Origin of the sequence: Halomonas sp., from assembly GCF_029263665.1 — a bacterium.
Classification (GTDB): domain Bacteria; phylum Pseudomonadota; class Gammaproteobacteria; order Pseudomonadales; family Halomonadaceae; genus Halomonas.
Genome location: NZ_JAJUFQ010000010.1, coordinates 24899 through 39236 on the forward strand (window position 1 = coordinate 24899; position 14338 = coordinate 39236).

General features: G+C 57.8%; 13 protein-coding genes. 11 read left to right on the forward strand and 2 right to left on the reverse strand.

The features are described 5' to 3' along the window. Window position 1: 1 nt before the first annotated feature. Complete coding sequence (lolB, locus tag Q1K07_RS11700; RefSeq protein ID WP_300311004.1) at window positions 2–622, reverse strand: lipoprotein insertase outer membrane protein LolB; 621 nt, start codon at window positions 620–622, stop codon at window positions 2–4. Window positions 623–707: 85 nt separating this feature from the next. Continuing rightward, entirely contained in the window at window positions 708–2462 is a 1755-nt protein-coding gene (locus Q1K07_RS11705; RefSeq protein ID WP_300311006.1) for a tetratricopeptide repeat protein, read from the reverse strand. 289 nt (window positions 2463–2751) lie between these two features. Here Q1K07_RS11705 and hemA point away from each other — a divergent pair, with 289 nt between their 5' ends. The 11 genes from hemA (at window position 2752) to Q1K07_RS11760 (ending at window position 14265) form a co-directional block, all read left to right on the forward strand. Further along, on the forward strand, window positions 2752–4017 hold the full coding sequence (gene hemA / locus Q1K07_RS11710) for a glutamyl-tRNA reductase (RefSeq protein WP_300311008.1): 1266 nt from the start codon (window positions 2752–2754) through the stop codon (window positions 4015–4017). A gap of 114 nt (window positions 4018–4131) precedes the next feature. Then, a complete protein-coding gene (gene prfA / locus Q1K07_RS11715; RefSeq protein ID WP_300311010.1) occupies window positions 4132–5223 on the forward strand; it encodes a peptide chain release factor 1 in 1092 nt (363 codons plus the stop codon). Next, window positions 5223–6074 carry a peptide chain release factor N(5)-glutamine methyltransferase gene (gene prmC / locus Q1K07_RS11720; protein ID WP_300311012.1) on the forward strand — a complete coding sequence of 284 codons (852 nt, stop codon included), beginning with the start codon at window positions 5223–5225 and terminating at the stop codon, window positions 6072–6074. Before prfA ends, prmC begins: the two co-directional genes overlap by 1 nt. A 232-nt stretch (window positions 6075–6306) precedes the next feature. Continuing rightward, window positions 6307–6807, forward strand: a complete 501-nt coding sequence (locus Q1K07_RS11725) for an Lrp/AsnC ligand binding domain-containing protein (protein ID WP_300311014.1) — start codon at window positions 6307–6309, stop codon at window positions 6805–6807. Next, a complete protein-coding gene (gene moeB, locus Q1K07_RS11730) occupies window positions 6804–7571 on the forward strand; it encodes a molybdopterin-synthase adenylyltransferase MoeB (protein ID WP_300311016.1) in 768 nt (255 codons plus the stop codon). Before Q1K07_RS11725 ends, moeB begins: the two co-directional genes overlap by 4 nt. Then, window positions 7568–8485 (forward strand): LysR family transcriptional regulator, encoded by a 918-nt coding sequence (locus Q1K07_RS11735; protein ID WP_300311181.1) that lies wholly within the window; start codon window positions 7568–7570, stop codon window positions 8483–8485. The genes moeB and Q1K07_RS11735 overlap by 4 nt, the downstream gene beginning before the upstream one ends. A gap of 325 nt (window positions 8486–8810) precedes the next feature. After that, complete coding sequence (locus tag Q1K07_RS11740) at window positions 8811–10103, forward strand: FAD-binding oxidoreductase (RefSeq protein ID WP_300311018.1); 1293 nt, start codon at window positions 8811–8813, stop codon at window positions 10101–10103. 29 nt (window positions 10104–10132) lie between these two features. Further along, a complete protein-coding gene (locus Q1K07_RS11745) occupies window positions 10133–11347 on the forward strand; it encodes an ABC transporter ATP-binding protein (protein WP_300311020.1) in 1215 nt (404 codons plus the stop codon). Window positions 11348–11355: 8 nt separating this feature from the next. After that, the gene (locus Q1K07_RS11750; RefSeq protein WP_300311022.1) at window positions 11356–12324 is read left to right on the forward strand and encodes an ABC transporter permease; all 969 of its coding nucleotides are present in this window, start codon (window positions 11356–11358) and stop codon (window positions 12322–12324) included. After that, the gene (locus tag Q1K07_RS11755) at window positions 12321–13118 is read left to right on the forward strand and encodes an ABC transporter permease (protein WP_300311024.1); all 798 of its coding nucleotides are present in this window, start codon (window positions 12321–12323) and stop codon (window positions 13116–13118) included. Before Q1K07_RS11750 ends, Q1K07_RS11755 begins: the two co-directional genes overlap by 4 nt. A gap of 76 nt (window positions 13119–13194) precedes the next feature. Next, window positions 13195–14265 (forward strand): spermidine/putrescine ABC transporter substrate-binding protein, encoded by a 1071-nt coding sequence (locus Q1K07_RS11760; RefSeq protein ID WP_300311026.1) that lies wholly within the window; start codon window positions 13195–13197, stop codon window positions 14263–14265. Window positions 14266–14338 lie beyond the last annotated feature (73 nt).

Genomic DNA, 14338 nt, shown 5'->3' on the forward strand with positions numbered 1-14338 from the left:
CTTACTCGCCGCCTTCGCCTGCTTGCCATTGATTGACCACCAGGGTGGCTCGAATGTCACCGTAGGTCATGACCATGCGATTAGGCAGCCAGACGCCATCCACATTCATCCAGCCACGGTAATCGATCTTCCATCCATCCTGAGACAGCGTGGCGGGGAAGCCAAGGTTGTCCTCGGTGGAAGTATGAGGCTGTCCTTCCACGGGCAGGCCACGAACCCATGTTGTCAGTTGGGATACCGGCAATGACCAGCCAAGTCGCTGTTCCATCAAGGCTTCCGGCGTTTCGGCCTCGAAACGGCCTTCGCTGTTGGTCAATGAGAAGCGACCCTCGCGTCCTTCCAGAGTGCTGCGACCGGCACCAAGCGGGCCCGTGACGAGCAAACGGTAATAATAAGGTGTCTGCAGCCAGTCGAGGTTGGCGCTATTGGTTTCTTCGGGCGTTCGCAGACCCACCTTTCCGGTCAAGGTCCAGGAGTCGAAAGCCTTGACCTCCGTCATTTGCTGTTCCCACTGGCCGGCAGTGCGTTCAGTGGCAGCCTTGTCGGTCGCGGCTGGTGCGGCACAGCCTGCGAGCACGGAGATACACAGGGCAGCAGCAGAAAGTCGTAGCGTCTTGATCATGTCACAATCCTTGTCAGTCAGGCCGAGCAGCTATTAATAGCGGCTGTTGCATGCAGAGCAGCTATATATCAGGAATGATGGTCGCTCAAGGGATGATTTCGGGGCGCCGTTCCAGCAATTCATCTATATAAGGATGGTTCAGGAACTGCTCGCGTGCCGCGCCGAGAATTTCTTGGGCGCGTTCGTGTTGTCCCAGGTCCCACAAGACTTCAATCAGATGGGCAGCCACTTCCTGATCAGGAAGGGTGTTCCAGGCCTGCTCGATCCAGCGTAGAGCGTTGCTCAGGTCGCCTCGACGGTAGGCAACCCAGCCGAGGCTATCCTGGATAGCGGCGTTCTGAGGGTCCAGCTTGTAGGCTCTCTGGATCAAGGCTTCTGCCTCATCAAGCTCATCTGGCGAGCCTGAATCGGCAAGGGTATAGCCGAGCGCGTTGAGGGCAGTGGCATTGTCCGGTTGCTGTTCGACCAGTCGGCGCAGTTCGCGCTCTGAAGTATCCTGATCGCCATTCTGCCAGGCTCGCATGGCATAGAAGTAGCGCAGGTCGCTGTCCTCGGGGGTGCGTGCCAGCTCACGCTCGAGCAGCGTGTCAGCGTCTTCGCCAAGCCCCTCGTCGTCGAGCAGTTGAGCCTCGATAATCACCAGCCCGGTATAGGATTCATCATGGTGCTGGCGTTCCGAGCGCAGGAAGTCTCGGGCGTCCTGCAGGCGTCCGTCGGCGGTCAGCATGAGCGAAGCTGCCTGACGGGAAAGCAGGTAGTTCGGGCCTTCGGGTACTTGACGGTAATAGAGGAGGGCGTTGTCGATATCACCTTCTTCTTCAGCAATGGACGCCAGCAACAGATAGGTCGCACTGGGAGCATCAGGGTTGCCGACCAGTGGCAGCAGTAAGTGTTTTACCGGGGCGGTGTGTCCCTCGCTGATATAAAGGCGGGCCAGGCCAACCCTGAGTTCGGGCGAATCACCTCGCTCGGCGAGCAGGGCATCGGTGCTTTTTTCAGCGGCTGCCAGGTTGCCCATGCGGATATCGGCTTGTGCCATCAACAACAGAAAGAGGGCGTCTTGCGGCGCCAGGTCGAGACCACGCTTCGCTGCCTGACGTGCTGCCTGGGGGTTGCCTTGCTCCAGGTTCAGGCGCGAGGTGGCCAGCCAGCGCTGGGGCATGTCGTCAGCGGTCTTGCCCAGGCGAGCCAGGCGCTGTTGGGCGTTCTTCAACTGACCTTGGGCTGCTTCAGTCAGGGATAGCGCCAGTTCGAGATCGAGGCGTACAGGCTCGCTGGCGGGAGGTGTTACCAGCGCTTCGCGCAGAATGCTGTCCATAGCGCTCGGGTCTGCGCCAGAGGCGAGAGCGGTATCGACAAAGCGAGTGATATCGCTGCGCTCGCGCGTATCTGATGCAATGATCTTCTGCTGCAAGGCTTCGGTCCAGTCACCACGAATCGATGCCAGGGAGCCCAACAGCTCTGCCGCTGCCGTGGTTTCAGGGGCCAGGCTTTGCCAGCGGCGTGCTGCCCGCTCAAGCAACTCGGGGTCATCGGTGAAGCGGGCGGCGAATGTGGCACGCTTTACCAATGCCGGAGAGTGGTAGCGCTCTGCAGCTTTTAGATAGCCTTCTGTCGCTCGTCGGAAGTCGCCACGCTGTCCAGCCATTTCTGCCGTCAACAGGAGCGAAAGGCCTTCGGCATCCAATCCCCTGGTGATAGGTGGTGCATTCACCATTGGATCCTTGGGTTGAGCATCGGCGGAGGAGATGGATAAGCCCTGGCAGCCGCAGAGCAAGGCAGCTAGCGTCAGGGAAGTCAGGGGGCCCGTCAGCTGTCGAATGCGCGTGTTACTGGGCATGCAGGCCTCATCATGTCAGTCAGAGCGATCAGCGTGATGTAGAATGTAGCGATCGAGACGCTATGGCATTCTGTGATCGGCATTACATTGGAAATAGCCGTCAGCATAGCGGCTTGAGCGGGTGCAGCAAAGTTGAAAGCGATATGCAGAGATACCGCATGATGATGCAAAGAGCATCAAGGCTCAGGTGTTCAGCAATTCATATGCTAGAATATGTCGCCTTTGCGGAGTGGAGCCTGCTCAAGAAAAGGTACCATCCCAGCCATTATCTGGTGAAGACGTCTAACGCATGACCCTGCTTGCCCTTGGCATCAACCATCGTACCGCTGCCGTCGAGGTGCGCGAGAAAGTGGCCTTTGGTCCTTCGCAGCTCGATATTGCGCTGAAAGAGCTCCGTGCCTTGCCTAGAGTGCGAGAGGCAGCCGTGCTGTCTACCTGCAATCGCACCGAACTGTATTGTGTCACTGATGAAACTGGTGAACGCGATGTTCTGGATTGGCTGGGGCGCTTTCATGCCTTGCCGCCGGAAGAACTGCTCTCTTGCGCCTATCACTATGTCGATGGGGAAGCCGCAAGACACCTGATGCGTGTAGCGGTGGGGCTGGACTCCATGGTGCTCGGTGAGCCTCAGATTCTGGGCCAGATCAAGGATGCCTACCAGGCGGCTCGTACGGCCAAAGGGCTCGGCGGTGAACTGGAGCGCCTGTTTCAACATACTTTTGCAGTGGCCAAGCAGGTACGTACCGAGACGAGCATTGGCAAGAACCCTGTCTCGGTAGCTTATGCTGCGGTCAGCCTGGCTAGCCGCATCTTTGATGATTTCTCCAAGGCCCGTGCCTTGTTGATCGGTGCTGGAGAAACGATCGAACTGGTTGCTCGCCACCTTCATGAGGCCGGCGTCAAGGCCATCACTGTTGCCAACCGCACCAAGGAACGAGCCAGCCAACTGGCGGAAGAGTTCAACGGTCAGGCCATTTCCCTGGATGGCATTCCGGCGGCGCTGGAAGAGGCCGATATTGTCATTTCTTCTACAGCGGCACCTCTGCCCATCCTCGGCAAGGGGATGGTCGAGCGCGCGCTCAAGCGTCGTCGACACCGCCCGGTGTTCATGGTTGATATTGCCGTGCCACGGGATATCGAACCTGAGGTCAGCGAATTGGGTGATGTATTTCTGTATACCGTTGATGACCTGCAAGAGGTCATCGAAGAGAACCGACGTCACCGTCAGGTCGCAGCCAACCAGGCCGAGGCACTGATCGACAGTGGCGTCGCTCACTGGTTTCAAGAGCGTCGCATTCGTAGTGCCGGCGATGTCATTCGGGAAGTGCGGGCGAAGGGTGATGTCCTGCGCAACGAGGCCGAACAGCAGGCTCTGGCGCGCCTGGCCAATGGCGAGGCACCAGAGAAGGTCATTCAGCGCCTGGCTCACCAGTTGACCAATCGCTTACTCCACCAGCCCACCCTGTCCTTGCGTAGTGCTGCTGCGCAGGAGCGTCAGGAGCTGCTTGATGCAGCCGCTGAGCTATTGCTTGGCGACGACGAGCGCGAACATTAGGGAAACTCATTTCCTTAGGTAAGCTGCTTTGTCATGAACCTGCTTTGCCACGAATCTGCTTTGCCACGAACCTGTGTTGCGTCGCCTTTCTAACCCGAATTCAAGGACATACCGATGAAAGCTTCCCTGCGTCAGCGTCTTGATGCCTTCGTCGATCGTTTCGAAGAACTTGCTGCACTGCTATCAGATCCTGATGTCATTTCTGACCAGACACGGTTTCGTGATTATTCTCGCGAGTATTCCGAGCTCGAGGCGCTGGTCGAGGCGTGGCGCCAATATCGGAATGTCGAAGAAGACATCGCGACGGCAGAGCTGATGGCAGAGGACGCGGATGCAGAAATGCGCGAACTCGCCCAACTGGAACGTGAAGAGGGCAAGGAGCGTCTGGATGCCCTGGATAGCGAGCTCAAGCGCCTGCTGGTACCCAAGGATCCTGATGATGGGCGTAATGTCTTCCTCGAGGTGCGTGCCGGAACGGGAGGCGATGAGGCTGCACTGTTTGCCGGTGATCTGTTCCGCATGTATTCCCGTTATGCGGAAAATCAGGGGTGGAAGGTCGAGGTGGTCAGTGCCAGTCACGGTGAGCAAGGCGGCTACAAGGAAATCATTTCCCGGGTAAAGGGCGATGGAGCCTATGCCAGACTCAAGTTCGAGTCTGGAGCTCATCGAGTTCAGCGGGTACCGGCGACTGAGTCCCAGGGGCGTATCCATACGTCTGCCTGTACGGTGGCGGTGATGCCGGAAGCCGATGAAGTCACCGACGTGGATATCAACCCTTCCGACCTGCGCGTGGATACCTTCCGTTCCAGTGGGGCAGGCGGCCAGCACGTCAACACGACCGATTCGGCGATTCGTATTACCCACCTGCCTACCGGCGTCGTGGTGGAGTGTCAGGAAGAGCGCAGTCAGCACAAGAACCGGGCCAAGGCCATGTCGCTGTTGGCCGCTCGTCTCAAGCAGGCGGCTCAGGACAGCCAGCGCCAGGAGCAGGCCGATGCGCGCCGTTCTCTGGTTGGCTCAGGTGATCGCAGCGAGCGTATTCGTACCTACAATTTTCCCCAGGGTCGGGTGACAGATCACCGCATCAACCTGACGCTGTACAAGCTCTCCGAAGTCATCACCGGCGATGGCCTGGATGAAGTCATCGAACCGTTGATCCATGAGTTCCAGGCCGAACAGTTGGCAGCATTGCAGCAGGAGGTCTGATGCGCATCGATGTGCTGTTGTCCCGGGCAGCTGCACGTCTGCAGCAAGCTGGTTCGGGGACGTCCCGGCTTGATGCGGAAGTCATTGCGACCCATGTGCTGAAGGTCGATCGAACCTGGCTCTACACCTGGGGAGATCGCACGATGGATGTGTTGGCCAGGGCGCGTTTCGAAGCCCTGGTGGGGGCCCGTGCCGAAGGCCAGCCTGTTGCCTACCTGACGGGTGAGCGGGAATTCTGGGGACTCGCGCTGGAGACCTCCCGTGCCACCCTGATTCCGCGCCCGGATACGGAGACACTTGTTGAGGCGGCCCTGACTCGCGCAGAGACGGCTACTGGAGCCTTGCTGGACCTCGGTACCGGCACTGGCGCCATCGCTCTGGCGTTTGCCAGTGAGCGCCCGGGCTGGCGCGTGAAAGGGCTGGACCTTTCACCCGAAGCCGTGGCCTTGGCAACCCGCAATGCCAAACGCCATGGACTGCAGGCGGTGTTTCGCGTCAGCGACTGGTTTGCAGCACTTGACGATGCCGAGAACTTCGAGCTGATTGTCTCCAATCCCCCCTATATTGATGCAGAGGATCCTCATCTCAATCAGGGTGATGTACGCTTCGAGCCATCTTCTGCCTTGATAGCCGCCGATGGCGGACTTGCTGACCTGCGCCGTATCGCGCAAGGTGCGCAACGTCATCTGGTGCCGAATGGATGGCTGCTGGTGGAGCATGGCTATCAACAGGGACCTGTCGTACGTGAACTGCTGGCAGCCAGTGGTTATGCGGATGTCAAAAGCCTGCCGGATCTGGCGGGAAATGAAAGAGTGACGGTTGGAAGGCATCAGGTACCTGACCTGCCCTGATGGAAAGTCTGGAATATCCAGCGTTGATGGATGTGAATGGATCAGAAGGATACGGAGGGATACAGTAAAAACCTTCGTCGAGATTGGTTTTAACGTGCGAGAATATGGAAAAAGTGCCCGCTTGCAGGGTATTTTGGTCGATATCTCTGAGTCGTTATGGTGACAAGACCGTCGTCAAGAGGTTGTTGCTATAGGCCAGCTTCACATTCCTGATTATCGAGTCATAACCACAATGAAAAGCAAAAGTCGCTCACTCGATCGTATTGATCTCAAGATTCTGCGCTGCCTGCAGGACAATGCTCGTATCTCCTATGTTGATCTCGCTACCCAAGTAGGGCTTTCCACCACTCCTTGTCTGGAGCGCGTCAAGCGCCTGGAGCGTGCGGGCGTGATTCGTGGTTACAAGGCCATTCTGGATCCGCGCAAGCTCAAGGCCAACTTACTGGTGTTCGTCGAGATCAGCCTCGAGACGCAGTCACCGGCGGTATTCGATGAGTTTCGCCGGGCGGTTTCCAAGCTGCCGCAGATACAGGAATGTCATCTGGTATCCGGCCAGTTCGATTACATCCTCAAGTGTCGCATTCCTGAGATGTCGGCTTATCGTCAGTTGCTGGGAGATGTCGTCCTGACATTGCCGGGTGTCAAGGAGTCCAAGAGTTATGTGGTGATGGAAGAGGTCAAGGAGGACTTTGCCCTGCATGTGCCCGACATCGAGGAGTTCGAGGGTAAATGAGTCAGCCAATGAATGACCGGCAACTGCTGCGTTACAGCCGCCAGATCATGCTGCCCCAGGTGGATATCGAAGGGCAGGAGCGCTTGCTCGATGGGCATGCTTTGATTGTCGGGGCTGGTGGGCTGGGCTCACCGGTAGCGCTGTATCTGGCTGCAGCGGGGGTCGGGCAGTTGACGATTGCTGATGCGGATGAAGTGGAAATCTCCAACCTCCAGCGCCAGATCGCTCACCATGAGGCGGATCTGGGCGTCAACAAGGCCGAATCTGCGGCCAATTCGGCCCGGGCATTGAACAGCGATTGTCGGATCCATGTGGTGAAACGCTTCCTCAATGACGCAGAACTGCTCGAGGCAGCCCGGCAGGCTGATGTGGTGCTGGATTGCACCGATCGTTTTTCCAGCCGCTATGCCATCAATGCCGCCTGCATGGAGGCAGGAGTGCCTCTGGTATCTGGCGCAGCGATCCGCTTTTCCGGGCAGATCGCGGTATTCGATCCACGTGACGCACAAAGCCCTTGCTATGCCTGCCTGTATCCCCCGAATGACCAGGGCGACGAGGCTCTGTCCTGTGCCGAGAGTGGTGTCATCGCACCGCTGGTCGGCATGATCGGCAGTTTTCAGGCGCTTGAAGCCATCAAGCTGCTCGCCAAGTCTGGTTCTTCACATGGTGGATTATCCACCTTCGATGGCTTGAGCGGTGAATGGCGTCACTTCCGCTTGGCCAAGGACCCCGCCTGCCCTGTGTGCAACAGCCGTCCATCATGAAACCCCAGCGTCCATCTCCGTCTCCGGTCACCGATTTTGATATCCGCTTGCTGCGAGTGTTCAGGACGGTAGCGGAGTGTGGCGGATTTTCCGCAGCGGAAGGGGAGCTTGGTATCAGCCGCTCCGCGATCAGCTTGCATATGGGCGATCTGGAAAAACGCCTGGGGCTCAAGCTGTGCAAGAGAGGGCGAGGCGGTTTTGCCCTGACCGAGGAAGGGCGAGAGGTGCTGCAAGGGGCTCGTCGGCTGCTGGCCGGGCTCGAAGCCTTCCGTACCGAGGTCAATGCCCTGCATCACAATTTGCGCGGCGAGCTCAACATCGGCATCACCGACACTCTGGTCAGCTATCCGCAAATGCGCATTACTCATTCCCTGGCTCGGCTCAAGGCAGAAGGACCCGGGGTGCGCATCAATATCCATATGGACCCACCAGGGGAGATCGCCAGAGCCGTGCTCGATGGGCGTCTGCATGTCGGGGTGGTGCCGGAAGTCAACCTGCCTACCAGTGTGGAGACACTGGCGCTCTATGGCGAGCATTCGAGTCTCTATTGCGGCTGTGAGCACCCTCTGTTCCATGCCGCAGAACCTGAACTGGCCGAGCTGGCGCAATGGGATGCGGTAGTGCCGTCATATCCGCTTCCGGAGTCCGGGCGTGAAGCGCTTGCCTGGCTGACAGGTACCGCGACGGCCTCCGACAGGGAAGGGGCCGCGTTTCTGATTCTGACCGGAGCTTACCTGGGATACTTGCCTGATCATCAAGCGGCTTCCTGGGTGGCAGAAGGGCGCCTGCGCCTGCTATGCGCTGGCAAGGCAGGCTATTCGACGCCATTTGTTGCCATCACTCGCCGCGATCGTAGCCCTCATCGGGTGCTGGAAGCTTTTTTGCAGGTATTGACGGAAGAACCCTCTCGATAGCGCAGGCATCCATGTGGCTGGGGCGTGCCAGTGTGTCATAAGAACATGTCATAAGAGCATGGCATAAGTGTTCATCAATATGGTCGAAATGCCATGAGGCTGGTGCGCTGGGCGTGATGCCTGGAAGGCGCATGGTTGTGGGGGTGGTGTGGTGAGTTATGGAATGACTGACCTTTAGGTGAATGATTTGTTGTTATCGAATACTTGACATTTCCCCTTGTGCTGATGTCACACTGAAGAGGTGCCGCTGACCTTGGGTCGGCATCATCACAACGAGTTTCGATAGACAACAATAAGCGCAAAGCGCAACCAATACGGACTCTTTATGACTGCTGTATCGTCGTTCGCGACTCCTGCCTCCTGGTACCGTGATTCCGTTGCGGTCGACCTGGCTCCCTGTATTCCTCTGAAAGGTGATGTTCGAGCCGATGTCTGTGTGATCGGTGCCGGCATCACGGGTTGTTCTGCCGCCTTGCACCTGGCCGAACGAGGCTATCGTGTCGTTATCCTTGAGGCCCATGACGTGGGGCACGGTGCTTCTGGCCGCAGTGGTGGTCAGATCCTGCCTGGTCTGGGAACGGATATCGCCACTGTTGAGCAGGCGCTGGGCCATTCGGCCGCCAAGGATATCTGGGAAATGAGCCGGGAGGCAGTACGCCTCACCGCAGAACTGGTCGAGCGCCATCAGATTCCTTGCGATCTTTCCTGGGGCTATCTGCATGCTGCGGTCAAGCCTCGCCATGTCACGGAGTTGCGCGAGTACCAACAGCGCATGGCGCATGATTATGACTACCAGGCTCTGGAATGGCGTGAAGGGGACGCCTTGCGTGAGCATGTGGTCACGGACGCCTATCCGGCTGCGTTGTGGGAGAGCGAGGCAGGACACCTGCATCCCCTCAACTACACGCTGGGATTGGCTCGCGCGGCTCAACAGGCTGGGGTGGTCATTCATGCTGAAAGCCCTGTCATCGACATCAAGCAAGGGCATCCTGCCTCAGTGGCGACGCGCCAGGGTCGAGTGACGGCCGATCAGGTCATCGTTGCCACCAATGCTTATGGCAACGGACTGGTGCCGCAGCTTAGTGGGCGCATCATGCGTTGTGCCAACTACATGATTGCAACGGCTCCCATGACACCGGAACAGGCTGCCTTGGTGCTACCGAAGAATGATGCCCTTTCGGATGCCAACTTCGTTCTCGACTATTACCGCCTGTCGGCTGATCGTCGCCTGATCTATGGCGGGGAAGTGAGCTATGACGGCCGCCCGCCAAAAGGCCTGGATGCACGCATCGATAACAAGATCCGTCACCTGTTCCCTGTGCTCGACAATATCGCCATCGAGTATCGCTGGGGAGGCGACATCGCCATCACGTTGAACCGCGCACCGGATTTCGGTCGCCTGGACGACAACCTCTATTACGCCCAGGGCTACTCTGGTCATGGCATGGCGATGGCCGGGCTGGCCGGAAAGCTGCTGGCTGAAACCATTGCCGGACAAAGTGAGCGGTTTGATATCTTCGCCGCCATGCCCCATCGCCACTTCCCCGGTGGGCGCTGGCTGCGCACTCCGCTACTGGTACTTGCCACCAATTTCTACAAGCTGCGCGACCGCCTGTGAATGGCCGCCCGACATACGAGGACGATTCCATGACCGAGATGACGACGAGTGCCCACAGCGGGGTTGAGAACAGTCTCCACAGCGGGGCTGGGAGCGGTTCCCTTGGTAACGAGGCCGGCAGCAAGGCCTTGGACGCTGCCCATGAAGCGTCCAGAGAGAATGCTTCGCGTCGACAGGCATCGTCGATCCAGATGCGAGGCCTGCACAAGCGCTTTGGCAAGGATACCGTTGCCCTGAATGGTGTCGATCTGGACATAGAGGCGGGTGAATTCTTCACCTTGCTGGGACCGTCGGGCTGCGGCAAGACCACGATGCTGCGTATTCTCGCTGGCCTCGAGGAGGCCGATGATGGTCGCCTGACCATCGGTGGCAAGGATGTAACGGAAGTCCCGCCGCATCATCGTAGTGTCAACACGGTCTTCCAGTCCTATGCTCTGTTTCCTCATCTGTCGGTACGCGAGAACCTGGCTTTTGGTCTCAAGATGCGGGGCATGCCCCAGGCACAGCGTGAACAGAAGGTGGCGGAAATTGCCGGGTTCATTCACTTGGGCGACCTGATTGATCGCCGCATCGACCAGCTTTCTGGAGGTCAGAAGCAACGTATTGCCCTGGCCAGGGCATTGGTCTGTGAACCAGATGTCCTGCTGCTGGACGAACCACTGTCGGCACTGGATGCCGGCCTGCGCAGCCAACTGCAGGTAGAGCTACTGAGGGTACAGAAACGCCTGGGTATGACCTTTGTCTTCGTGACCCATGATCAGGATGAGGCCATGGTCATGTCCGATCGTATTGCCGTGCTCAATGGCGGCAATATCCAGCAAGTCGGCGCCCCGCGTGATGTCTATGAGCGTCCGGCCAATGCCTTCGTTGCCCGCTTCATGGGGCATGACAATCTGTACCGGATCACGGCTCGCCAAGGGGGTCGGTTGACGACCGAAATCGGGGAGCTGGAAGTCGAAGAGCAGGAAATCGAAGAGGGTAATCAACACGCAACCCAGGGAGAACTGGTGCTGATTCGCCCGGAGACGCTTGACCTCAAGCCGGGTCGAGTAGAGGGCGTCAACCATCTGCCGGGTCGGATCACCGAGCGGCTCTATCGTGGCAGCCATGCGGAATTCCGCATCGAAATCGGTTCGGTCGTGCTGCAGGCGACAGTCAACAATCGTGGTCGTCACCTGCCTGAGGTGGGTGATGAAGTGACGGTCGTCGTTGCTGCTGAAGACCTTGTGACACTGAGCGAGTGAGGTGAGTCATGTCGACAAGCGATACGCGCATTCTCTCTCGTCAGCGTGCCGTGGCCAATGCGGGTGGTGCAGCGATCAGTACCCGTAGCCGTGCCATGGTGATGGAGGCTCGTCACCTGCTGTTTACGGTAAGTCCTGGCGCGGCCTGGATCATCGTCTTTCTGGTGCTGCCTAGTGTCTATCTGATGGCAGTGGCCTTCATGAGCAATGGTCCTTACGGCCTGCCGCAGATGCCGTTGTCCGTGGATTCCTTCAAGCAGTTGAGCGGTTTTGGTTTTCTTGGCTGGAGCCCGGGTAACCTCTACACCTTGCTACGCTCTCTGTGGCAGACCTTCCTGTCCACGGTGCTGGTCGTCATCGTGGCCTACCCGATTGCCTATTACATCACCACCTGTCGAGAGAAGTGGCGCCCGATCATGCTGTTGGCCGTGGTGGTGCCTTCCTGGACCAATCAGGTGATTCGTACCTTCGGCTGGATGAACCTGCTGGCTCCGGATACGCCGCTTTCTGACCTGGCCAGCGCGCTTGGACTGATTTCACCCAACATGGGGCTATATCCTTCCAATTTCGCCGTGACGCTGGGTTTGGTCTACAACTTCCTGCCTTTCATGGTGTTACCGCTGTATGCCGCTTTTGAAAAGCTTGATACCGCTCAGGTGGAAGCCGCCCAGGACCTTTACGCTTCTCCACTGAAGGCATTTTGGCACGCAGTTTTCCCGCAGACGCTTCCCGGGTTGTTGGCGGGGGTGGTGCTGGTCGCCATCCCGGCCTTCGGCATGTATGTCATTCCCGAACTGCTCGGGGGTGGCAAGGGGATGATGCTGGGCAACCTGGTGGCCACGCAGTTCGCAGGAGGCTCCAACTGGCCTCTTGGTGCTGCTGGCGCCATCCTGATGCTGATTGCCACCTTTATTGGTCTGTTCGCCATGCGTCGTATCGGCAAGCGACTGGGCGGTGGCGAGGAGGTTGTGATATGAACAAGCGCAACTTCAAGCGTGGGCTCAAGGGATTCTGGTGGCTGACCATTGTCTTCCTGTATTTGCCATTGGCCGTGGTGATGTTGTTCTCGTTCAATGCCGCCAACAGTGCAGCACACTTCACTGGCTTTTCATTGCGCTGGTACATCAAGCTGTTCGGCAATCAGGAAATCATCAGTGCCATTGGCAATACCCTGGTGCTGGCCATCGTGTCTTCGGTGATTGCTCTGGTCATTGGCTGCTTGATTGGCTACGGAATGTATCGTCATCGCCATCGTAAACTGGGCTGGCTGATCATTCTGATCTATCTGCCCATTGTGTTGCCGGATATCGTCTTCGGTATTTCCGAAATGGCGTTCTTTGTCCAGATCCACCAGCTCACCGGCTTCCTGAAACCTGGGCTGGGGACCATGATCATTGCCCATGTGACCTTCGAGATTCCGTTCGTGGCACTGATTGTCTATTCCCGTTTCGTTGGCCTTGATCCAAGCCTGTTCGAAGCTGCCAAGGATCTTTATGCCACGCCATTCAAGCGGGTCATGCACTTCATGCTACCGACCATCAAGCCGGCATTGATCTCGGCGTTCTTCCTGTCCTTTACCCTGTCGGTGGATGACTTTGTCATCAGCTTCTTCACTTCGGGGCCGGAAAGTGCGACGTTGCCGATCTATATCTGGAGTGCGATCAAGAAGGGTATCTCCCCGGAGATCAATGCGATTGCCACCTTGATGATAGGGGGCGTGGCTCTGGCTGCTGTCATGAGCTTGCTGTTGAACCGTCGCCGAGCCACTTGAGCCCGGCCGTAGCATGCAATACCACTATATGCACCAACCTTGCGCTATTCATACCAATAAGAAGGAGTGCTTGATCATGATCCATCGCAAGACGCGTACCGCCCTGGCGGTCACCCTGGGGAGCCTGATGCTGGCTGGCGCTGTCCAGGCTGCGGAGGACAAGCTGTATCTGTTCAACTGGACAGAATACATGGACCCCGAGATCATCAAGGCCTTCGAGCAGAAGTACGATGTCGAAGTGGTGCAGAACTACTTCAATGATCTGTCGGAGATGTTTGCCAAGCTCAACTCCGGCGGTGTGTCTCAATATGACATCATTGTGCCGTCCAACTACTTCGTTCCGCGTTTGATCGAGTCGGGGCTAGTGCAGAAGCTCGATCGTTCGAAGATACCCAATTTCGACAACGTCATGGATCAGTTCCTGGACCCGAGCTATGACCCGGGTGCCGAATACACGGCCCCTTATCAGTGGGGAACGACCGGACTGATCTACAATACCGAGACATTCCCGGATGCTGAACCAAGCTGGTCCCTGATGTTCGATCCGGAGGTCAATGGTGACTATCCCTTTGCCTTGATCGGCGATGGCCAGGTAGCGACAGGCGCAGCCTGCGCTTATCTTGGCAAGGATTACGATTGCACCGACCCGGAAGACTGGAAGGAAGCTGCCAGGCTGATCATCGAGACCAAGCATCGCGACAACTTCTCAGGGTTCACCGACGGTACGCCGGCCTTGCAGCAATTGTCCCGTGGAGTGGCTCATGTTGGCATGACCTTCAATGGCGACTACCTGCTGTTTTCCGATGAGGACCCGGAAGCCTTCAAGAACCTCAAGTTCGTGATTCCGAAAGAAGGGGCCGAGATGTGGGTGGACTCGATGATGATTCCGTCCCAAGCGCCCAATCCCGATCTGGCCCACAAGTTCATCGACTTCATTCTGGATGCTGAAGTTGGTGCTCAGCTGTCCAACTTCAATTACTACGCCAGCCCTAACAAGGCGGCTCAGCCGTATCTTGACGAGGTGCTGACTCAACCGCCCAGCATGCCCACGGATGAGGAAATGGAGCGCTTGCATTTTACACCCAGTCTGGAAGGGCAGCAGTTGCAGATGTTCCAGCAACTGTGGTCTGAGGTGAAAGCGCGGTAAGGATACCGAGGCGGCTGGCAGCCATGATGGTCTTGCATCGTGGAACTGCCGGTTGCCTCGATGAACCCCGGCA

Excerpts from the sequence above, each read along its gene's own strand:
- Q1K07_RS11740 (WP_300311018.1), top strand. The coding sequence starts at position 8,811 with ATGACTGCTGTATCGTCGTTCGCGACTCCTGCCTCCTGGTACCGTGAT.
- prmC (WP_300311012.1), top strand. The coding sequence starts at position 5,223 with ATGCGCATCGATGTGCTGTTGTCCCGGGCAGCTGCACGTCTGCAGCAA.
- Q1K07_RS11760 (WP_300311026.1), top strand. The coding sequence starts at position 13,195 with ATGATCCATCGCAAGACGCGTACCGCCCTGGCGGTCACCCTGGGGAGC.
- Q1K07_RS11755 (WP_300311024.1), top strand. The coding sequence starts at position 12,321 with ATGAACAAGCGCAACTTCAAGCGTGGGCTCAAGGGATTCTGGTGGCTG.
- hemA (WP_300311008.1), top strand. The coding sequence starts at position 2,752 with ATGACCCTGCTTGCCCTTGGCATCAACCATCGTACCGCTGCCGTCGAG.
- Q1K07_RS11735 (WP_300311181.1), top strand. The coding sequence starts at position 7,568 with ATGAAACCCCAGCGTCCATCTCCGTCTCCGGTCACCGATTTTGATATC.
- prfA (WP_300311010.1), top strand. The coding sequence starts at position 4,132 with ATGAAAGCTTCCCTGCGTCAGCGTCTTGATGCCTTCGTCGATCGTTTC.
- Q1K07_RS11725 (WP_300311014.1), top strand. The coding sequence starts at position 6,307 with ATGAAAAGCAAAAGTCGCTCACTCGATCGTATTGATCTCAAGATTCTG.
- Q1K07_RS11705 (WP_300311006.1), bottom strand. The coding sequence starts at position 2,462 with ATGCCCAGTAACACGCGCATTCGACAGCTGACGGGCCCCCTGACTTCC.
- moeB (WP_300311016.1), top strand. The coding sequence starts at position 6,804 with ATGAGTCAGCCAATGAATGACCGGCAACTGCTGCGTTACAGCCGCCAG.
- lolB (WP_300311004.1), bottom strand. The coding sequence starts at position 622 with ATGATCAAGACGCTACGACTTTCTGCTGCTGCCCTGTGTATCTCCGTG.
- Q1K07_RS11745 (WP_300311020.1), top strand. The coding sequence starts at position 10,133 with ATGACCGAGATGACGACGAGTGCCCACAGCGGGGTTGAGAACAGTCTC.
- Q1K07_RS11750 (WP_300311022.1), top strand. The coding sequence starts at position 11,356 with ATGTCGACAAGCGATACGCGCATTCTCTCTCGTCAGCGTGCCGTGGCC.